This window comes from Nonomuraea sp. GTA35 (genome assembly GCF_041950525.1).
Classification (GTDB): domain Bacteria; phylum Actinomycetota; class Actinomycetes; order Streptosporangiales; family Streptosporangiaceae; genus Nonomuraea.
In genome coordinates, this window is record NZ_JBGNUV010000002.1 from 744,955 (window position 1) to 768,775 (window position 23,821).

The window sequence follows — 23,821 nt, forward strand, 5'->3', positions numbered from 1 at the left end:
TACATTAGCCTCACAACCTCTGGAGATTATTGACGTCGATCGGGCCCGATCGTAATGTCCGGTCAATCCCTAGAGACATCCCCCGGAGCGGCAAATGAAGCGACTGGCAGCGGTAGTGACGTTGCTGGGCCTTGCCACCGCGACTGCGGCGTGCAGCGGTGGTTCGACCAACACATCCGGCTCGGGCGGCGGTGGCGGCGGCGGGCTCTTCACCACGATCGACGTGACCAGGCCGGGCCTCGAAGCGACAGCGCCGGCCAATCCGTACAACCCCAAGGGCAACTCCTTCGTGGGTTACAACGCGATGAGGATCGGCTGGGTCAAGAACCACCTGACCGACCCCAACCAGGCTCTCCCCGGCATCGCGGCGAGCTGGGAGATCGCGCCCGACAATTCGTCGATCACGCTGAAGCTCCAGCCGAACGCCAAGTGGTCCGACGGCAAGCCGGTCACCGCCGAGGACGTCAAGATGTCCATCGGCATCGCCTACACACAAGGCAGCACCGCGTTCTCGATCACGCCCGGCGCGGCCGGCGCGGCGGCCGAGGTCACGGTCGTCGACCCGCAGACCCTCAAGATCACCCAGGACATGGCCAACCCCAGTCCGAAGTTCGCCCGCGGCGTGCTCGACACCAACGTCCTGCCCGCGCACGTGTGGGGCAGCGTGCTGCCTACCGACTTCTGGGACAAGCTCAAGACCGCCCGAGGCGACGGTGCCGACGCCGAGAAGGCGCGCGAGGAGATCACCGCCCTCGGTGAGAAGGTCATCGCCTTCGCGCCGCCGAAGGACGTCAGCGCCGGCCCGTTCGTGCTGGAGCGGGTCAACCCGTCCGAGGCGTTGCTGGTCAAGAACAAGAACTTCTACAACGCCGCGAACGTGGCCCCGGCGCAGGTGAAGTTCCTCAACTACACCGGCAACGAGCAGATCTGGAACTACCTCACGCAGGGCAAGCTCGACCAGGCCGGCTTCACCGCCACCCCGAGCGACGTGATGAACCGCATCAAGCAGGCCCCGGGCAACGAGGTCATCAAGGGTTACTCGCCGGTCGCCGTCGGCATGGCCTTCAACCAGAGCAAGAAGCCGTACGACAACGTCCACGTGCGCCGCGGCCTGGCCTACCTCATCGACCGCGACCAGGTCACCAAGGTCGCCTCGCCCGAGGGCGGCACGCCGGCCACCACGACCAGCGGCATCCACCAGAAGGCCGCGCAGGCCTGGATCCCGGAGACGGTGCCGCAGCTCGAGCCGTACAAGGCGGACGTGGCCAAGGCCGAGGCCGAGTTCGAGCAGGCCGGCCTGACCAAGAAGGACGGCAAGTGGACGCTGGCCGACGGCTCGGCGTGGAAGGTCTCCATGCACGCGCCGTCCGGGTTCACCGACTGGCTGTCGGCTCAGGAGAACATCAAGAGCCAGCTCGTCAAGGCCGGCGTCGACGCCGAGGTCGTCACGACCGCCGACTACCCGCTCTACCTGGAGGAGCTGGCGGCCGGCAAGTACGACGTCGGCTTCTGGCTGATGGCGCTCGGCCCCGCGCCGTACGACATCTTCCAGCGGCTCTACGGCGCCTCCAACGGCTGGACCAACGTCGGCAACAAGGTCTCGCACTCCGCGCCCGGCAAGAACAACAACTGGATGGGCGGCCCCGAGGAGATCGAGGTCGACGGCCAGAAGATCAACCCCGGTGAGCTGACCGCCAAGCTGAACACGGTCGGCGCCGAGGAGGCCAAGCCGATCATGGCCCAGCTCGCCAAGGCCGCCAACCAGGACCTCCCGGTCATCCAGCTCTGGGACTACGTCAACACCCTGTTCGTCAACAACAACCGGTTCACCGGCTGGCCGCACGACGAGGAGATCCTGCGCGGCGGTGGCAGCGTACTGATGTCGGGCGTGTGGATCCAGCAAGGTCTGATCAAGGCGAAGCAGTAGCCTATGACGCTCATCGCACGGCGACTCGCGGGCCACCTGGCCCGCGGGCTCGTCATGATCCTCGTAGTGGCGACGATCACCTTCTTCATCGTCAACAACATCCCGGGCGACCCCATGGCCGCCCGCTACGAGAAGCTGATCGAAGGAGGCATGTCGCCCGAGGCGGCGGCGCAGGCCGTGAAGGTGCTCTACGGGTTCCAGCCCGACGGCACGCTGTGGCAGCAATACACCGAGTACCTGTCCGGCCTGGTGCGCCTCGACCTCGGCGAGTCCGTCACCAGGGCAGGCACCCCCGTGGTGACCGTGCTGGGCGAGGCCGCCAAGTGGACCGTTCTACCGGTGCTGGCGGGCACGCTGCTCAGCTTCCTCGTCGGCGTCATCCTGGGCGTGTTCGCGGCCATCAAGCGCACCGGCAAGCTGGGCGACGCGCTGGCCGTCTCCGGCTCGCTGCTGCACGGCATCCCGCAGTACGTGCTGGCGATGCTGCTGGTGGTGATCTTCGCGACGCTGATCCCGATCCTGCCCGCCGACGGGTCGGTGGACATTCTCTACGAGCCGGGCTTCAACGCCGGCTACATCGGCTCGCTGATCGAGCACGCCATCCTGCCGGTCGTCACCTACGCGCTCTCGGCCTACGGCGGCTGGATCCTGGCCATGAAGTCCAGCGTGGTGACGGTGCTCGGCGACGACTTCATCCTCGCGGCCGAGCTGCGCGGCGTGAAGCGCTCGATCATCTTCCGCTACATCACACGCAACGCGATCCTGCCCCTGTTCACGCTGCTGGCCCTGTCGCTGGGCCTGCTGCTGGGCGGCGCGGTGTTCATCGAGAAGATCTTCAACTATCCCGGGCTCGGCTGGTTGCTCATCACCAGCGTCCAGGACCGTGACTTCGCGGTGATGAGCGGGGCCTTCCTGCTGATCACGGTCGCGACCATCCTGGCCAACATCGTGGCCGACCTGTTCTACACCGTGATCGACCCACGGGTCCGCAGCGGAGAGGAGTCGTCGTGAGCGCCACGCTCATCCCCGAGACCGGCTCGTCGACCGCCTCGGCCATGCGGCGCAACTTCTGGCGCGGCGTGTGGCGGGTCATGCGGCGCAAGCCCAGCCGTATGGCCGGGGTGGTCATCCTCGCCGGATTCATCCTCATGGCCGTGATCGGGCCGATGATCCTGCCCGAGCACCTGCCCACCAACCCGAACGCCCTCACACAGCCACCGAGCTGGGAGCACTGGTTCGGCACGGACCCGCAGGGGCGTGACGTGACCGCGCTGGTCATCAAGGGCTCCCGGTACGTGCTGCTGACCGCCGCGGTCACCGCGCTCATCACGGTCGTGGTCGGCACCGCGATCGGCCTGTACTCCGGCTTCAAGCGGGGCCGCTGGGACACTGTGCTCATGCGGCTCACCGACATGAAGCTCACCATCCCCGGCCTGCCGCTGCTGCTGGTGCTGGCGACGGTGTGGCAGTTCGGCAGCCCGCTCCAGATGGGCCTGGTGCTGGGACTGCTCGGCTGGGGCGGCGTGGCGCGGGCGGTGCGCTCGCAGACGCTGTCGCTGCGCGAGCGGGGCTTCATCGAGGCGGCGCGCGGGCTGGGGCTGTCCACGACGCACATCATCGGCAAGGAGCTGCTGCCGAGTATGGCGCCGTACATCGCGATGAACATGCTCATCTCGGTCACCGGGGCCGTTTACTCGCAAGTGGGACTGTTCTTCCTGGGCGTGCTGCCGTACGAGTCGGACAACTGGGGCGTCATGCTCAACCTGGCCGTCTTCCAGGCCGGCGCCATGATCACGCCGTACGCCCTCGGCTACCTGCTGGCCCCGCTGCTGGCGATCCTGCTGCTGACACTCGGCATCGTGCTCGTGGTGGATGCCATGGACGAGATCTTCAACCCCCGGCTGCGCGAGGAGTAGCACGTGGTTCAGCAAGCGCCGGGAGTGCGCATCGGCGGCCTGACGGTCGTCTACAAGACCCCCGCGGGCGAGCTGCCCGCCGTCCGCGACGTCAGCCTGACGCTGGAGCCCGGGTCGATCACCGGCATCGTCGGCGAGTCCGGCTCCGGCAAGTCCACGCTGGCGCTGTCGCTGCTCAACGCCGTCCAGCCGCCCGGCAGGATCGCGGCGGGCAGCGTCGAGATCGACGGGCTCGGCGACGTGGTGGGCCTGCGGGGCGAGCAGCTCCGCAAGGCCCGCGGCAAGCACATCGGGTACGTCTTCCAGGCCGCCCAGAACTCCCTCAACCCGCTCAAGACGGTCGGCAAGCAGCTCCTCGACCTGGGCCGCTCGCACGGCGTGGAGGACCTGCGCGGCCTGGTGCGCGAGGCCAGGGAGCTGCTGGGCAGGATGGGCCTGGACGGCGCCCGGGTGCTGGACTCGCACCAGCACGAGCTGTCCGGAGGCATGCGCCAGCGCGTCGGCATCATGCTGGCCCTGGTGCTCAACGCCCACCTGGTCGTGCTGGACGAGCCGACCACGGCGCTCGACATGATCACCCAGGCGAACATCCTGAAGATCGTCCGCGAGGTGCACGCGGAGCGCGGCCTGACGACGCTGGTCATCACGCACGACATCGGCGTGGTGGCCGAGGTGGCCGACCGGCTGGCCGTCATGTACGGCGGCCGCCTGGTCGAGCAGGGCCCCACCAGGGAGGTGCTGGGCGCGCCCCGGCACCCCTACACCCGGGGCCTGATCAAGGCCATCCCCCGGCTCGTCGGCGACATCGACGAGGCGCAGGCGCTGCCGGGCCGGCCGCCGACGCTGGCCACCGTGCCGGAACAGGGCTGCGTGTTCAGGGAGCGCTGCCCGCTGCGCATGGACGTGTGCGACACCGTGGACCCGGAGGCGGTGGCCGACGGCCCGAGGACGGTCGCCTGTCACGCCGTAACCGTGCCTGTGCCGGACCCGGGCACCATGGACAGGGAGCATGCATGATCACCGGTACCGGGGTCGTCAAGACCTTCAAGCAGCGGGGCAAGCTGCTCGGGGCCCGCGAGGTGCGGGCGCTGCGGGGCGTGGACTTCGCGATCCCCAAGGGCGGCGCGGCCTCGTTCATCGGCGAGTCCGGCTGCGGCAAGACGACGCTGGGGCGGATCATCGCGGGGCTGGAGTCGTACGACGAGGGGGATCTCGCCATCGACGGCGTCTCCGTGTCGGCGCTGAAGCCCAAGCAGCGCCAGCCGCACTTCCGCAAGATCCAGATGATCCATCAGGACCCGTACTCGGCCCTGAACCCGACCAGGACCATCCACCAGACGCTGCACGCGCCGCTGGCGCTGCGGGCCCGGCAGACCGGGCGGTCGCGGCAGTGGATCGACGAGCGGGCGGCCGAGGTGCTGTCGCTGGTGGGCCTGGACCCGGGCACGGTGCTGTCGCGCTACCCGCACCAGCTATCCGGCGGCATGCGGCAGCGCGTGGTCATCGCCCGCGCGCTGACCGTGGACCCGGAGATGCTGGTCGCCGACGAGGCGGTCTCGATGATCGACGTCTCGCTCCGGCTGGGCATCCTGGCGCTGCTGAAGGACCTGCGCGAGCGGCTGGGCGTGAGCGTGCTGTTCATCACGCACGACGTGGCCACGGCCCGCTACATCGGCGCCGACGGCGAGCTGTACGTCATCTACCGCGGCCAGGTCGTCGAGCGCGGCCCGGTGGACACGATCATCGCCGATCCCGTGCACCCGTACACGCAGTCGCTGCTGTCGGCGATCCCGGTGCTGCACGGGCTGGAGCTGCCGGGCGAGGAGCCCGTGGTGCCGCTGGAGTCGCTGGACGAGAGCCAGTCGGACGAGGGCTGCCTGTTCGCCCGCCGCTGCCCGTTCCGGGGCGAGCGGTGCGCGAGCGAGCGGCCGCTGCTGCAGGTCACCGAGGGTGTGCCGCAGGAGCACGCGTGCTTCTACCCTGAGCGGCGCAGCGTGATCGCCCGCCCGATGAGCGAGGTGTGATGTCCCCTGTCAAGGCGGCGGATCTTGCCGAGGCGGCCAGGATCGCCGAGGCCGCGCTGACGCTCGACGCCGGGGAGGCGGCCGTCCTGGTCGGGCACCTGTCGCGGCCCCCTGCCGGGCGGCGGTGGACGGCGCTGGCCGTGGACGGCGGCGTGGTGCTGGCCTCGATGTCGGAGCAGGACCCGGGCGTCGGGCATGTCGACCTGCTGGCCGTGCACCCCGGCGCCAGGGGCGAGGGGCGCGGCAGGACGCTGGTGCGCGCGGCCGAGGAGTGGCTGCGGGAGCAGGGGGCGCGCCAGGCCCGCTTCGCCGGGAACCCGCCGTGTTACGCCTGGCCGGGCATCGACGTGCGCTACACCGCCGCCGCCTGCCTGGCCGAGAGCCTCGGCTACGAGCGCTACCACGTGGCCTGGAACATGACGGCCGACCTGTCCGCGGACCTGTCCGTGGAGGACGAGCTGGCGCGGCTGGGGAGGGCGGGCGTCACCGTGCACGCCGCCGCCCCCGGGACGGGCGGGGATCGCGAGCGGGTGGCCGCGTTCGTCGAGGAGCACTGGAACGAGCGGTGGGCCTGGGAGGCGGTCACCGGCGCCGGGCTGCACTACGCCGAGCGTGACGGCGAGATCCTGGGCTTCGCCGCCTGGGGCGCGCGGCCCGCCTGGTTCGGCCCGATGGGCACCGCCCCCGGCGCGCGCGGCCTCGGCCTGGGCCGGGTGCTGCTCCGCAGGTGCCTGGCGGAGCAGCGGGCCGCGGGCCAGGACAGCGCCCAGATCGGGTGGGTGGGGCCGTTGCGGTTCTACTCGCGCGCGGTGGGCGCGCGAGCGGAGCGCGTCTTCTGGCTCTACCGGCGCGACCTGGCGTGATGGCCTCAGCGGTAGAGCAGCGATCCCTCGGGGCGGCCCGGTGGCGGGCACAGCTCGCGCGGGTCGGCGCCGGCCTCCAGGCACCTGGTCAGGGTGTCGGACCCCCACAGGTGGTCCATGAACAGCTCGGGCCCCTGCCAGCGCAGGTCCCCGGGGTAGAGGGCGCGGGCCACGTGCAGGATGGACAGGCCCGTCAGCACCGGCCTGAAGGCGTCGCGGTCGTGCACGTGGAGCTGCACCCCCCGGACGGGGACGCCGGCGTGCTTGTGGAACGTGGGCGTGAACCACACCTCCCTGAACCGCACCCCCGGCAGCCCGAGAGCGGCCAGGGCGGGCGCGAACCGCGCGTCGGCGTACGGGGCCCCGATCAGCTCGAACGGCCTGGTCGTGCCGCGCCCCTCGGAGAAGTTCGTGCCCTCGACGAGGCCGGTGCCCGGATAGACCAGCGCGGTGTCCGGGGTCGGCATGTTGACCGAGGGCATCACCCAGGGCAGCCCGGTCGCGGCGTACGTCATGTCGCGCCGCCAGCCCTCCATCGTGACGACCGTCAGGTCCACGCCGAGCCCGAAGAGCCCGGCCAGCTCCCCGGCTGTCCTGCCGTGCCGCAGCGGCAGCGGGAAGCGGCCCACGAAGCTGGCGAACGCCGGGTCGAGCGGCGGCCCCTCCTCGACGGTCCCGCCGAGGGGGTTGGGCCGGTCCAGGACCACGAAGCGCAGGCCGAGCCGGGCGGCCGACTCCATCAGGTCGTACATGGTCCAGACGTAGGTGTAGAAACGGGCGCCCACGTCGGCGATGTCGAAGACCAGCGTGTCCACGCCGGCGGCCGCCACCACGCGGTCCAGTTCCTCCCCGGAGAGCTGGTACGTGTCGTACACCGGCAGCCCGGTCCGCTCGTCCACGGTGTCGCCCTCGGCCCCCGCCGCCTGGGCGGTGCCGCGCATGCCGTGCTCGGGGCCGAACAGCGCGGTCAGCTTCACCCCCGCGGCCAGCAGGGCGTCGGCCGTGGGGGTCAGGTCGGGCAGGACTCCGGTGGGGTTGGTGATCAGGCCGAGGCGGGTGCCTCCCGCGAGGGCGGGGTCCGCGGCCAGCCGTTCTGCTCCGGTTCGTACGTGTGGCATGCAACCCATTGTCTGAAAGATATTTACAAGAGAGAAGTAGAGGGTGGAAATTAGCGACATGATTGATCCGCTGCCCGAGCTGTCCACCGAGCAGAGCGATCCCCGCTACAGCCAGATCGACCGGCTGCCGACCGAGCGGATCGCCCGCCTGATGAACCAGGCCGACGCCGCCGTGCCCGCCGCCGTGGCGGTGGCCATCCCGGCGATCTCGGCGGCCATCGACGCGATCGCCGACAGGATGGCCGCCGGAGGGCGGCTCTTCTACGTCGGCGCCGGCACGTCGGGACGCCTGGCCGTGCTCGACGCCAGCGAGTGCCCGCCCACGTTCGGCACCGATCCGTCGCTGGTGCAGGGCGTGATCGCGGGCGGGCCGGACGCGCTGACCCGGTCCGTCGAGGGTGCGGAGGACGACGCGGAGGCGGGCGCCGGCGCGCTGAGGGACCTGGAGGTGGGACCGCTCGACTCGGTGGTGGGCGTGTCCGCCAGCGGGCGTGCCCCTTTCGTGCTGGGCGCGCTGGCGGAGGCCGCGAGGCGCGGGGCACTCACGGTCGGCCTGTCGTGCAATGACGACGCGCCGCTGTCGGCCGCCGCGGAGCACGCGATCGAGGTGGTCGTGGGGCCCGAGGTGGTGACCGGCTCGACCCGGCTGAAGGCCGGCACGGCGCAGAAGCTCGTGCTGAACATGATCTCCACGATCTCGATGGTCAAGCTGGGCCGCACGTACGGGAACAAGATGATCGAGATGTCGGCCATGAACAGCAAGCTCGCCGGGCGGGCCATGCGCATGGTCGCGGACATCACCGGCGCCGACCGCGAGACCGCGGGAGCGGCGCTGGACGCGGCGGGAGGCCAGGCGAAGGTCGCGGTGCTGATGATCCGGCACGGCCTCGACGCCGACGGCGCCCGCGCGCTGCTGGAGTCGCACGGCGAGCGCCTGAGCGACGCGCTCAGCGGCTGACCGGCGCGCTGAGGAGCGGCTGAGCGGCTGAGCGGCGTGTTGAGGAGCGCTGAGCGGCTGAGCGGCGTGTTGAGGAGCACTGAGCGCCTGAGTGGCGTGTTCAAGGAGCCGGGAGCGGCTGAGCGGGCGGCCCACGGGGGTGAGGGGGACAATGAGCGACAGGCTGGAGGCGATCCTGGCGGACGCGGTGCCGCGCGTCTGCTCGGCCGCGGTCGCGCTGATCGCCGCGGACGGCTCCGTGGTGGCCTCGGCCGCCACCGGCGAGCTCGTACGGTACGCCGACGCCGGCGGGAGCCTGGCGCCGGAGCGCCCGCCCGCGGGCCCCGGCTCGATCTTCGACCTGGCCTCGGTCAGCAAGCTCTTCACCACGGTCGTGCTGCTCTCGCTGGCCGAGGAGGGGCTGCTGGGCCTCGACGAGCCCGTGACCGGCCGGATTCCCGGCGCCGATCCGCGGATCACGCCGCGCCGCCTGCTCACGCACACGGCCGGCCTGCCCCCGATCCGCCGGATCGACCGGGAACTGCCCGGCGCGGACGCCGCGGCGCGGATGGAGGCCATGGTGCGCACGCCGGTCACCCACCCCGTCGGCGGGCCGTACCTCTACAGCGACGTCGGCATGGTGATGGCGGGCCGCCTGGCCGAGCTGGCCGGCGGCGCGCCGCTGGACGCGCTGGTCCGCGCCCGCATCACGGACGTGCTCGGGCTGGCCGGCACGTGCTACCGGCCCGCCCGCGCGGACCGGATCGCGGCCACCGAGTGGAAGGCCGGGCGGCCGGGGCCCGGTTGCGTCCGGGGTGAGGTGCACGACGAGACCGCGTACGCGCTGGGCGGCGTGGCCGGGCACGCCGGGCTGTTCGCCCCCGCCGGGGACCTGCTGGCCTTCGGCGAGATGCTGCGGCGCGGCGGCGGCCCCGTGCTGCGCCCCGGCAGCGTGGCCGAGATGACGCGCGACCAGGGGGTGCACGGCGCGCCGTTCCGGCACGGGCTGGGCGTGCGCATCGGCGACCCCGGCATCGTGGGGCCGCTGGGCGAGGCCTACGGCCACGCGGGCTTCACCGGCACCTCCCTGGTGATCGACCCGGCCCGCCGCCTGACGGTGGTGCTGCTGACGAACGCCGTGCATCCCGTACGGGGCCGCGACGGCATCCGCGAGCTCCGTCACGCGGTGGCCGCGGAGGCGTCGCGCCTCGCGCCCTGAGCGCCGGTGACCGCCGCACCACGAGTGGCTCACGCGGGTGGTGCCGCCCGGACCCGCCTCGGCTGACGTAGCCTGCACCCATGTCCGTCCACTTGAACCACACCATCATGCCGGCCAGGGACAGGGACGCGACGGCCGACTTCCTCGTCGAGCTGCTCGGCCTGGACCCGGCGCCCGAGTACGGCCCGTTCCGGGTGGTCTCGCTCGGCAACGACGTGTCGATCGACGTCGTGCAGGCGGGCGACGAGCTGCCGTCGCAGCACTACGCGTTCCTGGTCAGCGAGGAGGAGTTCGACCAGATCTGGGGCCGGATCAAGGAGCGCGGGCTGACGTACTGGGCCGATCCGTTCCACCGCCAGGAGGGGCGGATCAACACCAACGACGGCGGGCGCGGCCTCTACTGGTCCGACCCCAACGGCCACAACCTGGAGATCATCACGGTGCCGTACGGCGGCGGTTAGGGCGCCAGCGCCTCCAGCGCCTCCTCGGCCCGGCGCATCGCCTCCTTGGCGTCGGACGCGGGTATCTCGCTGTCGAAGTTCAGGTCGTGGAAGACCTCCGTGACGCCGGCGGCGCCCAGGGCTTCGACGTCCCGCCTGATCTTGTCGTAGGTGCCGGTCAGCGGGCGGTCCTCGTCCCGCGCCCGCACCTGCGTGGAGCCGCGGCACACGAGCCGGAACGCGCCCGCGTCCCGCCCCGCCGCGTCCAGCTCCGCCTTGATCAGCCCGATCCGGGCGGTGATGGAGGCCAGGTCCTCCCTGCTGGAGCTGACCCAGCCGTCGGCCAGCCAGGCGGCCCGGCGCAGCGCCACGTCGGCCGTGCCGCCGAGCAGGATCGGCGGCGGGCCCGGCAGCGGCTTGGGGTCGACGTGGGCGGGCGGCACGCGGTAGAACTCGCCCTCGTGCTCCACCACGTCGTCGGTCCACGCCTTGCGCAGCACCTCGACAAACTCCTCGCCCCTGCGACCGCGCCGCGCCATGTCGACGCCGGTCGCCTCGAACTCCTCCGGCAGCCAGCCCAGCCCGATCCCGGCGGTGAGCCTGCCGCCCGAGAGCGTCTGCAGCGTGGCGAGCTGCTTGGCCAGCGGCACGGGCTGCACGTACGCGTTGATCACCGCGACGCCCAGCCGGATGCGGCTGGTCACGGCCGAGACGTGGGCGAGCGTGACGATCGGGTCGTGCACGGCGCGATAGGTGGGCCCCATCGGGTGCCCGACCGGGTACAGCAGCCGCTGGAACGTCCAGAGCTCGTGGTAGCCCAGCTCCTCGGCTCGTACGGCGACGCGGCGCAGGTTCTCGGGTGTGGCCCAGGGCCCTGACACGGGTACGGCGAAACCGACTCTCATGGGACCTAGTCTGTACGAGTGGGTCTTGAAGCTGAGCTGGCGGGTATCGCCACGGCGTACGGCGGCACGGGCAAGCCCGTGTTACATCCGACGCGCACGGACGTCGTGGTGTTACGCATGGGCGAGGTCGTCGTCAAGGCCCATTCGGCGCGCGACGACGCCGAGGCGCTGCGTCCGAGGCTGCGGGTCGCCGCGTCGGCCTCGGTGAGCGGCGTGATGCTGGCCCCGCTGGAGCGCGAGGTGCTGTCGGCGGGCGGGCGCGCGGTGACGGTGTGGCCGGCGGGCCGGCCGGTCTCGCACGACGATCCCGGCTCCGCGCCGTGGGAGGAGGGCGCCAGGCTGCTGGCGCGGCTGCACGCCGTCCCCCTCACGCTGCTGCCCCCGCTGCCGCCCGCCGGAGGGCCCGCCAGGGCCGCCAGGGCGGTGAGCCGGATGACCGGAGACGGGCCGGTGGAGCAGCTCGTCAGGCGGGCGTTCAAGGAGCTGCCCGAGCCGGCGCCGGTGCCCGGCCTGCTCACGCACGGCGACTGGCACCTGGGCCAGCTCGTGCACCGCGACCGGTGGCTGCTCATCGACGTCGACGACCTCGGCGTCGGCGATCCGGCGTGGGACCTGGCCAGACCCGCGGCCTGGTACGCGGCGGGGCTGCTCGAACCGGCCGTGTGGGAGCGGTTCCTGGGGGCGTACCTGGCCTCCGGCGGGCCCGCGCTCGGCCAGGGCGACGACCCGTGGGCGCGGCTCGACCTGCCCGCCCGCGCGCTGACCGTTCAGCTCGCCGCCGTGGCCGTGGTCAACGCCGACGGCGAGGGCCGGGAACTCGACGAGGTCGAGCACTCGTTAATCGAGTCGTGCAACAGAATCGTCCGAGCATGACGGGGGTTGCGCGCGGTAGGTTTCACCCTGAGACCTCGAAGTCAAGGAGAGCGACTTAGATGCAGTGCCCCAAGTGCCGCGGGAACATGCGGACCTATGAGCGCAACGGCGTCCACATCGAGCAGTGCGACAACTGCCGTGGGATCTTCCTCGACTACGGCGAGCTGGAGACGCTGACCCGGATGGAGTCGCAGTACCACGCGGCTCCCCCGCCTCCCCCCGCCTCCCCCCGCCGCCCCCGGCCCGGCCTGGGGCGCCCCTGCCCCGCACCACGGCGGCGGCCACTACGGCCACCACCGTCAGCGCAGCTGGGTGGGCATGCTGTTCTCGACCTGACGAGACCCGGCCCGCCGGGAGCTGACCTGGCGAGAGCTGGTTCGATGAAGGCCGCGCGCCGGCGCGGTGCGCGGCCTTTCCCTCGCGGTCACCCGGGGAAGTCGTCCGGGTCCACGGGCGCGGTGCGGGCGTTGCCGCCGCTGATCGAGTGCAGGGTGATCCGCCAGTCGTGCCAGAGGATCTGCGTGGCGGTGAACGTGGTCTTGAACTTCACCGTCTTCTCGAACCGCTCGAAGCTGCAGTCCCTGGTGAACGCCTTGGTCTTCCCGTCCCAGTCCGCGCCGTGGGTGAAGTAGATCTTGTAGTTGCCGTCCCGCACGCCTCTGATCTTGAACTTCGCCTTCTTCCGCACGTACACGCTGAGCACCTTGCTGCCGCCCTTGAGCACGGTGACCACGGCGTCGAGGCTGCCGCCGTTGTCGATCTCCAGCGAGCTGCGCCCGTTGAGCGTGCTCCTGCGGATGAACGTGCCGTTGCGCAGCCGCCTGGTCTGCCGCTCCCCCGCCTTCACCGACACGACGTCGGCCGGGTAGTCGCCCGCGCTCTGCAGCGCCTTGCCGGCCTGGTCGAGCGCGTTCAGCTTGTCGCCGAGGTCGGCGAGCACGGCGGAGGAGGTGCACAGGTCGCGCGCGCCGACCTTGCCGGACGTGGCGCCCAGCTCGGTGGCGACGTCGCGCAGGCTGGTCACGTACGTCTCGTGCTGACCGCGCACGGCCTCGGGCGGGGTGAGCGCCGACAGCGCGTCCGCGGCGCCGCTCAGCTCCTCCTCGGCGCGTCCCACCCGCTGGTCCAGGGCCTTGACGCCGCGCGCGCCCGCCAGCGCGGTGATCGCGTCGGCCATCGCCTTGTGCCGGCTCTCCAGCTCGCCCTTGTACGCCTCCGGCGTCAGCGCGGCCGGGGTCTGGCCGCCGCCGGTGCCTGCCTGGGGGACGATGCCGTTGCCGCCCGCGACACCCGTGACCTTGGGCTCGCCGCCGGTCGGGGACAGCGTCCCGGAGGAGCACGCGCCGAGGGAGGTGAGCGTCACCAGTGCGAGAAAGCTGGAGATCAACCGGGGTGTAGCCACCTGCCACACTATCGTCCGGTTGATCCCCAACCGTCAATTACGATTCGGTCAGTCCCTCCTCCCGATGCTGCCGCAGCCGGCGGGTGATCCCCAGCGTCTCCAGGAACGGCAGGTCGTGGCTGGCCACGATGAGCGCGCCCCGGTAGGCCGACAGCGCCTGCGCGAGCTGGCGGACGCTGGCCATGTCCAGGTTGTTGGTCGGCTCGTCGAGCAGGAGGAGCTGCGGCGGCGGCTCGGCCGACAGCAGCGCGGCGAGCGTCGCGCGGAAGCGCTCCCCGCCGGAGAGCGTGCCGACGGCCTGGTTGGCCCGTTCCCCGCGGAACAGGAAGCGGGCCAGCCCCGCGCGTACGTCGTTCACCGAGGCGGACGGCGCCAGGGCCCGCACGTTGTCCACCACGCTCAGCCGGTCGTCCAGCAGGTCGAGCCGCTGCGGCAGGTAGCGGACGGGCACCTGGGCGCCGTGCGCGATGATGCGCTTGAGCAGCGTGGTCTTGCCCGAGCCGTTGGGCCCGAGCAGCGCGATCCGTTCCGGCCCGCGCACGACCAGCGTCTCCAGCGCCACCGCGGAGGAGTCCGCGTCCACCCGGCTCGGCGGCTCCAGCGGGAGTGTGAGCACCGTGCGGCCGGCGGGCACCTCGGTGCCCGGGAGCTGGATGCGGATCTCCGCGTCGTCGCGCACGGCCTGCTCGGCCTCGGTGAGCCGCTCGCGGGCCTCCGCCAGCTTCTCCAGGTGGAGGGTCCGCTGCTTGCCGGCCGTCACCTGGGCCTTGCCCTTGAGCGTGTTCGCGACGATCTTCGGCACCTTCTTGTTCTCGAACGCCTTCCTGCCGGTACGCAGGCCGCGGTCGATCCTGGTCCTGGCCTCGATGAGCTCGCGCTGCTGCCGGCGCACCTCGCCCTCGGCGGTGCGCACCGAGCGCTCGGCCGCCTCCTGCTCGGCGGCGACCTGCTCCTCGTAGGCGCCGAGGTTGCCGCCGTACATGCGCACGGCCCCCTCGCGCAGCTCGGCGATCTGGTCCACCAGCTCCAGCAGCGCCCGGTCGTGGCTGACGACCAGGAGCACCCCCTGCCAGGCGGCGACGGCGGCGTAGAGCCGGCTCCGCGCGTCCAGGTCGAGGTTGTTGGTGGGCTCGTCGAGCAGCAGCGCGTCGGGCCGCTTCAGCAACTGGGCGGCCAGCGCGACCATGATGGTCTCGCCGCCGGACAGCGTGCCGACCGTGCGGTCGAGGCCGACGTGGCCGAGCCCGAGCCGGTCGAGCTCGGCCCGGGCGCGCTCCTCGACGTCCCAGTCGTCGCCGACGGCCGTGAAGTGCTCCTCGGCCACGTCGCCGCGCTCGATGGCGTGCAGCGCGGCCCGCGTCCGGCTGATCTCCAGCAGGTCCGACACGGTGCGCCAGGCGCCGAGCGGCACGTTCTGCGGCAGGTACCCGACCACGCCGGAGACGGACACGGACCCGGACCGCGGCGCCAGCTCATTCGCGATGATCTTGAGCAGGGTGGACTTGCCCGACCCGTTGACCCCGATGAGCCCGGTGCGTCCGGCGGGGAAGGCGGCGTCGAGCCGGTCGAGCACGGTGGTCCCGTCGGGCCAGGCGAAGGAGACGTGATCGACGACAATGGAATAAGGCATAAGGCGGCTCCCATCACAAAAATCGAAATTTCGTGACTTGGCGGGAAACACCGCATACACGCGCGACACACGGGAACTCGGAGTCGAAGTCCGCGGCAAGGGGCGAGGATGCCCTCGAGGTCCAGGTGATGCGCGCATGCCCATGACAGGGCCGAACGGCGCGGTGCCCGCGACCTCAGATCCTCACGTCAGCTGCCCCCACGGATCGGCGATAGAACGTCGGGAAGTTTACGCGAGCAACCGATCACGTGGCAAGGCGGCGGGCCCGGTGCGCCGCCACGTTCACCCTGTTGGCGCAGCCCGGCGAGCAGAACCGGCGCCGCCCGTTGCGGGAGGTGTCCACGTAGACGATCGCGCACCCCGGCCTGCCGCACCGTCCCAGCCGGTCGCCGCCGGCGAACGACAGGGCCATGGCGAGCCCGCCCGCGGTGGTGTCCCTCGACCTGGCCACGATGCCGGCGTCGACGGAGAAGAAGTGCAGGTGCGGCTCGCGGCCGTCGTGGGCGCTGACGTACGGCCTGGACGTGGTCAGGTCGAGCAGGTCGTTGACCAGCTTGATCTGCGTCTCCTGGTCCCGCTCCCCGAACACCGGCGCCAGCCTGGCCGCCCACGCCCGCAACTCCTCCGCCTGCCCGGCGGTCACGGTGGCGCGCACCATGCGGTGCTCGGTCAGCATCGCCTCGACCGCCCCGGGGCTGAAGTCGGTCGCGTTGACCAGTGCCGCCGCGAGGGCCGCCCCGTTGCCGCCGTAAGCGTTGAAATGCATAAGGCCATTACATCAGGTTGGAATCATGCACACCAGAGACCTGCACGACCCCCTCTCCATGACCGTCGTGTCCTCCCACCGCACCTCGGAGGGGGTGGTGTCGTACCTGAAGTGCTCCTGCGGCGTCTGGGAGGTGCGCACCGCGCGGCTGGTCGGCGTCGCCACGCCGGGCGCGCGTTCGAAGATGACCATCGACTGAGACGGTGCCGTCGTCCTAGAGTCGGGCCTACACCCCCAGGAGGTCAGGCATGTCCAGCATTCCCTCCCTGTTGCGCGACCGCATCGCGGCGACTCCCGACGCCGAGGCCTACCGTGTGCCCTCGGACGACGGATGGACCTCGTTGACCTGGCGGGAGGTGGGCGAGCGGGTACGCGGCCTGGCCCTGGCGCTGTCGGGCCTGGGCTCGGGGCCCGGCACCCGCGTGTCGATCCTGTGCTCCACCCGCCTCGAATGGATCGTCTGCGATCTGGCGGTGCTGGCGACGGGGGCGGCCACGACCACGATCTACCCGTCGAACACGGCCGCCGAGTCCGCCTTCGTCATCACCGACTCGGGCAGCACGATCGTCATCGCCGAGAACGACGAGCAGGTGACCAAGCTCAGGTCCGTCCAGAAGGAGCTCCCCGACGTCACCCACGTGATCGTCATCGACGGCTCGGCGAGCGACGACGGCTGGGTGATCACCCTCGACTCGCTGAGCGGCGGTGACGGCGACTACGACGCGATGGTGGACGCCATCGCCCAGGACGACCTGGCCACCCTGATCTACACCTCCGGCACCACCGGCCGCCCCAAGGGCGTCGAGCTGACCCACGACAACTGGCTCTACGCGGCCGGCGCGGTGCGCGAGATCGACCTGATCTCCCCGTCCGACCTGCACTTCCTGTGGCTGCCGCTGTCGCACTCGTTCGGCAAGCTGCTGGAGGTGGTGATGATCGACATCGGCGTGCCGACCGCGATCGACGGCCGCCTCGACAAGATCGCCGAGAACCTCGGCGTGGTGAAGCCGACCGTCATGGCCGCCGCGCCGCGCATCTTCGAGAAGATCCACAACACGGTCGTGGCGAACATGCAGCGCGAGGGCGGCCTCAAGCTGCGCATCTTCACCTGGGCACGCAGGACGGGCCGGCGGGTCGTCGGGGCCAGGCAGCGCGGCGCCGCGATTCCGGTGACCACCCGCGCCGAGTACGCCCTGGCCGACCGCCTGGTCTTCGCCAAGCTGCGCGAGCGGTTCGGCGGCCGGATCCGCTTCTTCATCTCCGGCGCGGCCCCGCTCAACCAGGAGGTCGCCGAGTTCTTCGACGCGGCGGGCCTGACGATCCTCGAAGGGTACGGGCTGACGGAGTCGTCGGCGGGCAGCTTCCTCAACCGGCCCGAGTCGGTGCGGTTCGGCACGGTCGGCCTGCCGTTCCCCGGCACCGAGGTGCGCATCGCCGACGACGGCGAGATCCTCATCGGCGGGCGCGGCATCATGCGCGGCTACCACGGCCTGCCCGCGGAGACGGCCGAGGCGCTGGAGGACGGCTGGCTGCGCACGGGCGACATCGGCGAGCTGGACGAGGCCGGCCGGCTGCGCATCACCGACCGCAAGAAGGAGCTGATCAAGACCTCGGGCGGCAAGTACGTCGCGCCCACGTACCTGGAGGGCCGGATCAAGGCGGCCTGCCCGTTCGTGTCGCACGTGTTCGTGCACGGCGACCGGCGCAACTACGTCACGGCGCTGGTCACGCTGGACATGGACGTGGTCAAGCCGTGGGCGCAGGCCGAGTCGCTGCCCGCCGAGCCCGAGGAGCTGCGCGAGCACCCGCGCATGCGCGCCGAGGTCGAAAAGGCGATCAAGCAGGTCAACGCGAGCGAGGCCGGCTACGCCACGGTCAAGAAGTTCGCGATCCTGGCCGAGGACTTCTCCGTGGAGACGGGCGAGCTGACGGCCAGCCTCAAGATCAAGCGCAAGGCGGTGGAGGAGCGGCACGGCGCGACGCTCGACTCCTTCTACGAGTGATCTCCCACCTGCCGGTGCGGCCGCGGCACTGCGACGCGCAGGCCATGATGCACGCGACCCGTTACTACGAGTACTTCGAGGACGCCTTCCTCGACTGGCTCGGCGCCAGGGGCGGCTACGAGCGGCTCCGCGAGGAGGGCGCGGACCTGGTGGTCAAGGTCAGCGGCTGCGAGCATCACGCGCCCGCGCGGCTCGGCGACGTGCTGGCGGTGGAGAGCGCGCCGGCCAGGATCGGCTCCACCTCGATCACGATGACGTTCACGATGCGGCGCGGGGAGGAGCTGGTGGCGGTCGGCACGGTCACGTACGTGTGCGTCCGCGACGGCCGCCCCTCCCCGCTGCCGGGGATGCTCGTTCAGAGCACCCGCTTGGCCCCCGGCAGCGACCGCACCAGGTAGGCCAGCGACCAGCACAGCGGCAGCGCGAGCACCAGCATGGCCGCGAACTTCACGATCGCGATCGTCTCCAGCCGGCGCAGCGCCCAGCCCAGCCCGACCAGCACGACCGGGTGGATGATGTAGACGGTGAAGGCGTGCTCGGCCAGGAAGCGGCCACGCGGCCCCTGCGTGTTGTGCCGCTCCCTGAAGTACACCGTGAAGCCGATGATCATGCTGACCGCGAAGGCGGACTCCCAGGCGGCCATCAGCGCCGCCGACAGCGCGCCCGTGGTGAGGAGCGCCGGCACCAGCAGCAAGGGGGTCGTCACACCTGCGGCGACGAAGCCCAGCCTCGCCGCCCGCGCGGGCAGCGTCTCGAACCAGCCGCGCCGGAAGGCGACGCAGCCGAGCACGAACATGGAGACGTACTGCGGCAGGAAGTACGGGGTCGGCAGCCCGATCACCGGCCACACGGTGGGGCTCGGCACCGGGATGCGCCACAGGAACGTGGCCACCGCCAGCCCCGCCGTGAACAGCACGATCCACTTCATGGCGAGCGGCGCGGGCCGCTGGTCGAGCGGGGCGCGCAGGGCCCGCCAGCCGGTGTAGGCCAGCACGAGGACGATCAGCACCTCGACGAACCACATGGGCCCCGGGTCCCACGTGCGCAGGTAGTACTCCCAGAACGGCGTGTCACCCCGGCCGAGCACCCCGCCGAGGTCGGCCAGCGGCCGCAGCAGCAGGATGTAGACCAGCAGCGGGATGCCCAGCCGCACCAGCCGGTCGCGCACGAACACGCGGGCGCCCTTGCGGTCGTGGGAGCCGGGGGTGAAGAAGCCGGACAGGAGGAAGAAGAACCCCATGAAGAACGCCTGGTTCGTGACGACCAGGATGTCGAGCGCGATCCCCGAGGGGTCCTGGGCGGGCTCGACGTAGTACCACAGGGGGATGTTGCCGTAGGTGACCGCGACGTGATGGGCGACGACGAGCACGGTCAGTAAGATCCGCAGGTTGTCGATCGCGTAGAGCCTGGTGCTGGTCTCCGTCTTCATGCTCGGCATGCCCTTTCCATCAGGTCGGCGAGTTCGGCGGCGTGCGCCTCGAGGTCGTGGCCCGGGTGGGTGATCCAGTAGGCGAACATGTGGTCGATGGCCGCCTGCTGGGTGACGGCCATGACGCGCAGGTCGAACTGCCGGAACTCCCCGGTCGACTGGCCCAGCCGGTAGATCAGCTCCAGCCCCTGGTAGAGCTCCTCGTTGGTGTGCATCCCGAAGCGGTGGTTGCCGTCTGCGGTCCGGAGATTGCTGAAGATCTCGCCCAGGGCCCTGACCTGGGTGCGGTGGCCGAGCATGTGCTCGGCGACGGCCATGATGTGCGTCCTGAGCAGCTCGGTCGCCGCCGTGATGCCGTCCATCCTGGCGAACACGTGCTCGGCGATGGCCCCGTACGTGTGCTCGACGACCTGCTCCATCAGCTCGTCCTTGCCGGCGAAGTGGTAGGAGATGACGCCCTTGCTGATGCCCGCGTGCGCGGCGATCCGCGCCAGCGACGCCTGGGCGAACCCCACCTCGGCGATGACCTCGATGGCGGACGCGATGATCTGCGCCCGCCTGGCCTCCTCGATGAACGAGCGCTCCTTCTGGCCGCTCTTCCCAATTTCTGACCGCATGGCCAAAATCTAGCACGCATGGACGCCGTGTTGGCCGGTCGGCCAGTTTTCAGGCCGGGCGGATCAGAAGGGGAGCCGTACCAGGCGCCGCCGCCGAGGTCCTCGGGCGGCACCGTGAGGCAGGATCAGCTCAGCCGCCCGTGGTAGACGGCCCTGGCCTGCTGGAGCAGCGACATGTGGTCGCCGAACTGGTACGGGCTGGCAAGGCGGCCGTGCTGCCTGATCAGGTTCTCCAGCCCGTCCAGCCACTCCAGGCACCAGCGCACGTCCTCCTGCCTGGCGACCTGCTTGCCGGCCACGTCCACGTACACGGGGCTGGTCAGGGCGTAGCCGGTGGCGGTGAGGGTGCGCGGGTGCGGGTCGCACAGGACCTCGGCCACCACGTACGTGGGCGCGTCCACGCGCAGCTCGGCCGTCACGGTGAGCCGGTCCTCGCCCCTGCCCCCGTGCGCGGCGCTGTGAACGGCACTGTGGACGGCGCTGTACCCGGCGTTGTGATCGGTGCTGTAACCAGCGCTGTAACCGGCGTTGTAACCGGCGTTGTAACCGGCATCGTGGCGGGCGTCGTGGCGGGCGTCGTGGCGGGCGTCGTGGCCGTTGCGGTGGCCGGCGTGGTCGTCGGCGGGCAGCCGCTCGGCTCCCGCCCGCACGCCCTCCGCGGTGCGGATGCGCACGGCGGTCACCTCGGGGCCGATGGCGGTGGCGGTGACGCTGATGCGCTCGCCCTCCCCCGCGTGGAGCACGTGGCCGGGGCCGTGGCCGTTCACCGACAGCTCCAGCCAGGGGCCGGTGGTGGCGAACGTGCGGCCCGCGCGTACGGCCGCCGCGAACGACCGGGCGGTCAGCTCGCCCTCGACGCGCGCGTAGACGCGGGCCCAGCCGGGCGGGTTCGACTGGTTGTCGGAGCGGGTGAAGGAGATCATCGCGTCCGTGCCCGCCGTCACGGCCAGCCGGTTGCCCGCGCCGAGCAGCCGCCGGTAGACCGACGCCGTGGCCGGGATCGAGGCGTGGGTGAGCACGTCGAGGCTGTCCACGAGGCCGAGCGCGGCGTCGGCGACCAGCTCGCGGGCGGCGCAGTTGCGCGGCACCGGCGAGACGATGCCCTTGGGCGGGTCGCCGTCGGCGATGGGCGTGCGGAAGGGGTGGCTGTAGCCGACGAGCGCGCCGAGGCCGCGCAGCTCGCGCAGGCCGTCGGCGTTGGGCGGCCAGTCGGAGTCGCCGTCGAAGCCGGTGTGGTAGCGGCCGGGGGCGGCGCGGGGCGCGAAGGCGTAGATGTGGCCGAGCAGGTCGTTGCGGTACTCCACGCCCATCCTGGCCACGTGCGTGGCGTCGGACCACGGCAGGTCCCGGTCCGTCCAGTGCTCCAGCGCCTCCCTGTCGTACACGCGCCTGCCGGAGACGTTGGCCGCCAGCAGGTTGAGCACGTGCAGGTCCTCGCCGTGCTGGGCGGCGGCCGCGTCGGCGGGCACGGCCACCAGGTCGCCCGCCCAGTTGAGGTGCACGTGCAGGTCGCCGCCGTACCAGCCGCGGGCGGCGGCGTCGTACAGGCGCGCGGGGGTCAGCTCGACCAGGTGCTCGCCGCCGGGGCGCGGGACCAGCCGGGTCCTGGCCTCGTCGTGCTCCATGCCCCGGGCCGCGGTGACGGTCAGCTGCATGCAGGGCACCTCGAGGCGGAGGTCGTCGCCGTGGAAGTACGGGCGGCCGTGGTAGTCGTAGCGGTGCGGGACGTCGGGCGGGAACCAGCCGCTGCCGTCGCCGGCCACGACGCTCCATCGGCAGGGCACGCCGGCCACCAGGCGCAGCGTGGCCGACGGGATGGGCCGCAGCAGGGTGTCCAGGCGGACGCGCACGCCGTCGGCGATGACCATGCTGTCCTCGTCAACCTCGACTAGCCAGGCGCCGCGCGCAGGCAGCAGGCGCTGCGTCTCGTCCACGCTGACCAGGCAGGGCGTGTCCCGCCTGGAGTCGATGAGCAGGGAGATCCGCTCCTCGCCGCGCCCGGTGAGCGGCACGGGCAGCGGCACGGGCAACGGTACGGCGGGGGGCGGCTCGTCCGCCGGGAGCGGCCCGGGCAGCGGCGCCGCGGTCGCGCCGTTGCCCGCCGCCCGCGCGCCGCCCGGCAGCGCCATGAACGGCTTGTCCCTGGCCCAGCGCCTGGCGTGCCGGTCCGCCGGGGGCGGCTCCGAGGGCAGCAGCACCGTGCGCGGCGCCCCTTCGAGCGCGATGTTGTCCGGCTCGATCCGCACGGCGACGAGGTGTCCCGGCAGCTCGCCGTCGAGGGTGTCGCGCAGCACGCGGTCGTAGTCGGGCTCGGCCAGCCGGGCGGCCACCTGGTCCCGCGGCTCGTCGGGATGGCTCTCGGCCACCGCTTCGAGGACGAGCTGCCAGAACCGGTCGAACAACGCGGGCGGCAGCACCCGGCGCCTGGCGAAGAACTTCACGTAATGGATCTCCGGTTCGCCCCAGGTGATCCCGTGCTCGCCCAGCAGACGCCCGTACTCCTCCAGCGCCTGCGTCACCCTGCCGGGCAGCATCGATTCCGCACCCATATGAGCCCTCCCCACTCGGTTGCGCGACATCGTGACATGCATCACGCAACCGCTCGGTTCGGCCGCCTCCCCGGAGAGGGGGTTTTCTCAACCCCGGAGGATGTATCTCCACCCGGGGAGTACCGATGCCGCTCCGGATCCGGGCCCGGCGGGGCTCAAACCCGGGTCAAAGCCGCTTGAACACGGACAGAATTTTTTCTGCCGCGAGGGCCGGCGTCAGCTCTCCCGACAGCACCTCGCGCTCGACCTCGCCGGTGACCGCCGCCACCTCCGGGTCGCCGCGCAGCTCCGCCAGGAGCCGGTCCTGGACGAGCGTCCACGTCCAGCGCACCTGCTGGCGGCGGCGCCTGGCCGGCAGGTCGATCGTGTCCTGGTGGGACAGCACGCGCCGCCACAGCTCGTCCAGCCCGGCGCCGCTGAGCCCGCTGCAGGTCAGCACGGGAGGCGGGGCGGTGTCGGAGCGGAGCAGGCGCAGCGCGCCCGACAGCTCGCGGGCGGCCTTCCTGGCCGGCAGTTCGTACTCGCCGTCGGCCTTGTTGACGGCGATGACGTCGGCGAGCTCCAGCACGCCCTTCTTGATCCCCTGGAGCTGGTCGCCGGTGCGGGCCAGGGTGAGCAGCAGGAACGTGTCCACCATGTCGGCCACCGCGGTCTCCGACTGCCCCACGCCCACGGTCTCCACCAGCACGACGTCGAAGCCGGCCGCCTCCACCACGACCATGGCCTCCCTGGTGGCCTTGGTGACGCCGCCGAGCGTGCCGGAGGTCGGCGAGGGGCGGATGAACGCGGCCGGGTCCGCCGCCAGCCTGGACATGCGGGTCTTGTCACCGAGGATGCTGCCACCCGTCCTGGTCGAGGACGGGTCCACGGCCAGCACGGCCACCCGGTGCCCCGCGGCCGTCAGCCGCGTGCCGAGCGCGTCGATGAACGTGGACTTCCCCACCCCGGGCACGCCCGAGATGCCGACCCTGCGGGCCCGTCCGGACAGCGGGGTGAGCTCGACCAGGAGCCGCTGCGCGAGCGCGTTGTGGTCGGGCCTGGTCGACTCGACCAGCGTGATCGCGCGGGCGATCCAGGTACGGGAGCTCGCCCGCACGCCCCGGGCGTAGTCCTCCAGCGAGTGCACCCCACTTACCCCTTTCTTCGCAGTTGATCAGCCTAACTTCTGACAAGTCTTGACTTTTGCCAGTAGGGTGCTCGATG

Annotated in this window: 22 protein-coding genes; 13 read left to right on the top strand and 9 right to left on the bottom strand. The window is 71.6% G+C overall.

What is annotated here, in order from left to right; all coding sequences use genetic code 11:
* Positions 1–94: 94 nt before the first annotated feature.
* Genes ACBJ32_RS10045 through ACBJ32_RS10070 form a run of 6 tightly spaced genes read left to right on the top strand, consistent with a single transcriptional unit; the run spans position 95 to position 6,730 of the window.
* A complete protein-coding gene (locus ACBJ32_RS10045; RefSeq protein WP_375126490.1) occupies positions 95–1,927 on the top strand; it encodes an ABC transporter substrate-binding protein in 1,833 nt (610 codons plus the stop codon).
* A 3-nt stretch (positions 1,928–1,930) separates the two neighbouring features.
* Positions 1,931–2,938: an ABC transporter permease gene (locus ACBJ32_RS10050; protein WP_375126491.1), complete on the top strand. Its 1,008-nt coding sequence runs from the start codon at positions 1,931–1,933 to the stop codon at positions 2,936–2,938.
* A complete protein-coding gene (locus ACBJ32_RS10055) occupies positions 2,935–3,843 on the top strand; it encodes an ABC transporter permease (protein WP_375126492.1) in 909 nt (302 codons plus the stop codon). The genes ACBJ32_RS10050 and ACBJ32_RS10055 overlap by 4 nt, the downstream gene beginning before the upstream one ends.
* Before the next feature lie 3 nt (positions 3,844–3,846).
* Positions 3,847–4,860, top strand: a complete 1,014-nt coding sequence (locus tag ACBJ32_RS10060; protein ID WP_357866423.1) for an ABC transporter ATP-binding protein — start codon at positions 3,847–3,849, stop codon at positions 4,858–4,860.
* Entirely contained in the window at positions 4,857–5,867 is a 1,011-nt protein-coding gene (locus ACBJ32_RS10065) for an ABC transporter ATP-binding protein (protein WP_375126493.1), read from the top strand. Before ACBJ32_RS10060 ends, ACBJ32_RS10065 begins: the two co-directional genes overlap by 4 nt.
* On the top strand, positions 5,867–6,730 hold the full coding sequence (locus tag ACBJ32_RS10070) for a GNAT family N-acetyltransferase (RefSeq protein ID WP_375126494.1): 864 nt from the start codon (positions 5,867–5,869) through the stop codon (positions 6,728–6,730). Before ACBJ32_RS10065 ends, ACBJ32_RS10070 begins: the two co-directional genes overlap by 1 nt.
* A 5-nt stretch (positions 6,731–6,735) precedes the next feature.
* On the opposite strand, the gene ACBJ32_RS10075 is transcribed toward ACBJ32_RS10070, so the two are convergent.
* Positions 6,736–7,848 (bottom strand): exo-beta-N-acetylmuramidase NamZ domain-containing protein, encoded by a 1,113-nt coding sequence (locus ACBJ32_RS10075; protein WP_375126495.1) that lies wholly within the window; start codon positions 7,846–7,848, stop codon positions 6,736–6,738.
* A 58-nt stretch (positions 7,849–7,906) separates the two neighbouring features.
* Here ACBJ32_RS10075 and murQ point away from each other — a divergent pair, with 58 nt between their 5' ends.
* From murQ to ACBJ32_RS10090, 3 genes are all read left to right on the top strand, one after another.
* On the top strand, positions 7,907–8,806 hold the full coding sequence (gene murQ, locus ACBJ32_RS10080) for an N-acetylmuramic acid 6-phosphate etherase (protein ID WP_375126496.1): 900 nt from the start codon (positions 7,907–7,909) through the stop codon (positions 8,804–8,806).
* 151 nt (positions 8,807–8,957) lie between these two features.
* Positions 8,958–10,004, top strand: a complete 1,047-nt coding sequence (locus tag ACBJ32_RS10085) for a serine hydrolase domain-containing protein (protein WP_375126497.1) — start codon at positions 8,958–8,960, stop codon at positions 10,002–10,004.
* Between the two features lie 80 nt (positions 10,005–10,084).
* Positions 10,085–10,465, top strand: coding sequence for a VOC family protein (locus tag ACBJ32_RS10090; RefSeq protein ID WP_357866411.1), 381 nt, complete (start codon positions 10,085–10,087; stop codon positions 10,463–10,465).
* Here ACBJ32_RS10090 and ACBJ32_RS10095 read toward each other — a convergent pair.
* A complete protein-coding gene (locus ACBJ32_RS10095; RefSeq protein ID WP_375126498.1) occupies positions 10,462–11,349 on the bottom strand; it encodes a TIGR03619 family F420-dependent LLM class oxidoreductase in 888 nt (295 codons plus the stop codon). The genes ACBJ32_RS10090 and ACBJ32_RS10095 overlap by 4 nt on opposite strands.
* Positions 11,350–11,367: 18 nt before the next feature.
* On the opposite strand from ACBJ32_RS10095, the gene ACBJ32_RS10100 reads away from it, so the two are divergent.
* Positions 11,368–12,222, top strand: coding sequence for a phosphotransferase family protein (locus ACBJ32_RS10100; protein WP_375126499.1), 855 nt, complete (start codon positions 11,368–11,370; stop codon positions 12,220–12,222).
* A gap of 424 nt (positions 12,223–12,646) precedes the next feature.
* Here the strand turns inward: ACBJ32_RS10100 and ACBJ32_RS10105 are convergent, their stop codons facing one another.
* The 3 genes from ACBJ32_RS10105 to ACBJ32_RS10115 all read right to left on the bottom strand — a co-directional run bounded on the left by ACBJ32_RS10105 (position 12,647) and on the right by ACBJ32_RS10115 (position 16,020).
* Positions 12,647–13,624, bottom strand: a complete 978-nt coding sequence (locus tag ACBJ32_RS10105; protein WP_375126500.1) for a hypothetical protein — start codon at positions 13,622–13,624, stop codon at positions 12,647–12,649.
* A 37-nt stretch (positions 13,625–13,661) separates the two neighbouring features.
* The gene (locus ACBJ32_RS10110; protein ID WP_375126501.1) at positions 13,662–15,254 is read right to left on the bottom strand and encodes an ABC-F family ATP-binding cassette domain-containing protein; all 1,593 of its coding nucleotides are present in this window, start codon (positions 15,252–15,254) and stop codon (positions 13,662–13,664) included.
* Positions 15,255–15,498: 244 nt separating this feature from the next.
* Positions 15,499–16,020 carry a CGNR zinc finger domain-containing protein gene (locus tag ACBJ32_RS10115; protein ID WP_375126502.1) on the bottom strand — a complete coding sequence of 174 codons (522 nt, stop codon included), beginning with the start codon at positions 16,018–16,020 and terminating at the stop codon, positions 15,499–15,501.
* Positions 16,021–16,045: 25 nt separating this feature from the next.
* On the opposite strand from ACBJ32_RS10115, the gene ACBJ32_RS10120 reads away from it, so the two are divergent.
* Genes ACBJ32_RS10120 through ACBJ32_RS10130 form a run of 3 tightly spaced genes read left to right on the top strand, consistent with a single transcriptional unit; the run spans position 16,046 to position 18,421 of the window.
* Positions 16,046–16,219 carry a hypothetical protein gene (locus tag ACBJ32_RS10120; protein ID WP_357866400.1) on the top strand — a complete coding sequence of 58 codons (174 nt, stop codon included), beginning with the start codon at positions 16,046–16,048 and terminating at the stop codon, positions 16,217–16,219.
* Positions 16,220–16,268: 49 nt separating this feature from the next.
* Positions 16,269–18,023: an AMP-dependent synthetase/ligase gene (locus tag ACBJ32_RS10125; protein ID WP_375126503.1), complete on the top strand. Its 1,755-nt coding sequence runs from the start codon at positions 16,269–16,271 to the stop codon at positions 18,021–18,023.
* Positions 18,020–18,421, top strand: coding sequence for a thioesterase family protein (locus ACBJ32_RS10130; RefSeq protein WP_357866398.1), 402 nt, complete (start codon positions 18,020–18,022; stop codon positions 18,419–18,421). Before ACBJ32_RS10125 ends, ACBJ32_RS10130 begins: the two co-directional genes overlap by 4 nt.
* Here the strand turns inward: ACBJ32_RS10130 and ACBJ32_RS10135 are convergent.
* From ACBJ32_RS10135 to meaB, 4 genes are all read right to left on the bottom strand, one after another.
* Positions 18,379–19,461, bottom strand: coding sequence for an acyltransferase (locus ACBJ32_RS10135; RefSeq protein WP_375126504.1), 1,083 nt, complete (start codon positions 19,459–19,461; stop codon positions 18,379–18,381). The two genes, ACBJ32_RS10130 and ACBJ32_RS10135, sit on opposite strands and share 43 nt — an antisense overlap.
* The gene (locus ACBJ32_RS10140; protein ID WP_375126505.1) at positions 19,449–20,069 is read right to left on the bottom strand and encodes a TetR/AcrR family transcriptional regulator; all 621 of its coding nucleotides are present in this window, start codon (positions 20,067–20,069) and stop codon (positions 19,449–19,451) included. The genes ACBJ32_RS10135 and ACBJ32_RS10140 overlap by 13 nt, the downstream gene beginning before the upstream one ends.
* 125 nt (positions 20,070–20,194) lie before the next feature.
* The gene (locus ACBJ32_RS10145; RefSeq protein ID WP_375126506.1) at positions 20,195–22,618 is read right to left on the bottom strand and encodes a CehA/McbA family metallohydrolase; all 2,424 of its coding nucleotides are present in this window, start codon (positions 22,616–22,618) and stop codon (positions 20,195–20,197) included.
* A gap of 166 nt (positions 22,619–22,784) precedes the next feature.
* Positions 22,785–23,744, bottom strand: coding sequence for a methylmalonyl Co-A mutase-associated GTPase MeaB (gene meaB / locus ACBJ32_RS10150; protein WP_375126507.1), 960 nt, complete (start codon positions 23,742–23,744; stop codon positions 22,785–22,787).
* Positions 23,745–23,821: the final 77 nt, after the last annotated feature.

Bases quoted from the DNA above. Each gene is read 5' to 3' on its own strand.
- ACBJ32_RS10045 (WP_375126490.1), top strand. From the start codon at position 95: ATGAAGCGACTGGCAGCGGTAGTGACGTTGCTGGGCCTTGCCACCGCG.
- ACBJ32_RS10050 (WP_375126491.1), top strand. From the start codon at position 1,931: ATGACGCTCATCGCACGGCGACTCGCGGGCCACCTGGCCCGCGGGCTC.
- ACBJ32_RS10065 (WP_375126493.1), top strand. From the start codon at position 4,857: ATGATCACCGGTACCGGGGTCGTCAAGACCTTCAAGCAGCGGGGCAAG.
- ACBJ32_RS10070 (WP_375126494.1), top strand. From the start codon at position 5,867: ATGTCCCCTGTCAAGGCGGCGGATCTTGCCGAGGCGGCCAGGATCGCC.
- ACBJ32_RS10075 (WP_375126495.1), bottom strand. From the start codon at position 7,848: ATGCCACACGTACGAACCGGAGCAGAACGGCTGGCCGCGGACCCCGCC.
- murQ (WP_375126496.1), top strand. From the start codon at position 7,907: ATGATTGATCCGCTGCCCGAGCTGTCCACCGAGCAGAGCGATCCCCGC.
- ACBJ32_RS10085 (WP_375126497.1), top strand. From the start codon at position 8,958: ATGAGCGACAGGCTGGAGGCGATCCTGGCGGACGCGGTGCCGCGCGTC.
- ACBJ32_RS10090 (WP_357866411.1), top strand. From the start codon at position 10,085: ATGTCCGTCCACTTGAACCACACCATCATGCCGGCCAGGGACAGGGAC.
- ACBJ32_RS10095 (WP_375126498.1), bottom strand. From the start codon at position 11,349: ATGAGAGTCGGTTTCGCCGTACCCGTGTCAGGGCCCTGGGCCACACCC.
- ACBJ32_RS10110 (WP_375126501.1), bottom strand. From the start codon at position 15,254: ATGCCTTATTCCATTGTCGTCGATCACGTCTCCTTCGCCTGGCCCGAC.
- ACBJ32_RS10115 (WP_375126502.1), bottom strand. From the start codon at position 16,020: ATGCATTTCAACGCTTACGGCGGCAACGGGGCGGCCCTCGCGGCGGCA.
- ACBJ32_RS10120 (WP_357866400.1), top strand. From the start codon at position 16,046: ATGCACACCAGAGACCTGCACGACCCCCTCTCCATGACCGTCGTGTCC.
- ACBJ32_RS10125 (WP_375126503.1), top strand. From the start codon at position 16,269: ATGTCCAGCATTCCCTCCCTGTTGCGCGACCGCATCGCGGCGACTCCC.
- ACBJ32_RS10135 (WP_375126504.1), bottom strand. From the start codon at position 19,461: ATGCCGAGCATGAAGACGGAGACCAGCACCAGGCTCTACGCGATCGAC.
- ACBJ32_RS10140 (WP_375126505.1), bottom strand. From the start codon at position 20,069: ATGCGGTCAGAAATTGGGAAGAGCGGCCAGAAGGAGCGCTCGTTCATC.
- ACBJ32_RS10145 (WP_375126506.1), bottom strand. From the start codon at position 22,618: ATGGGTGCGGAATCGATGCTGCCCGGCAGGGTGACGCAGGCGCTGGAG.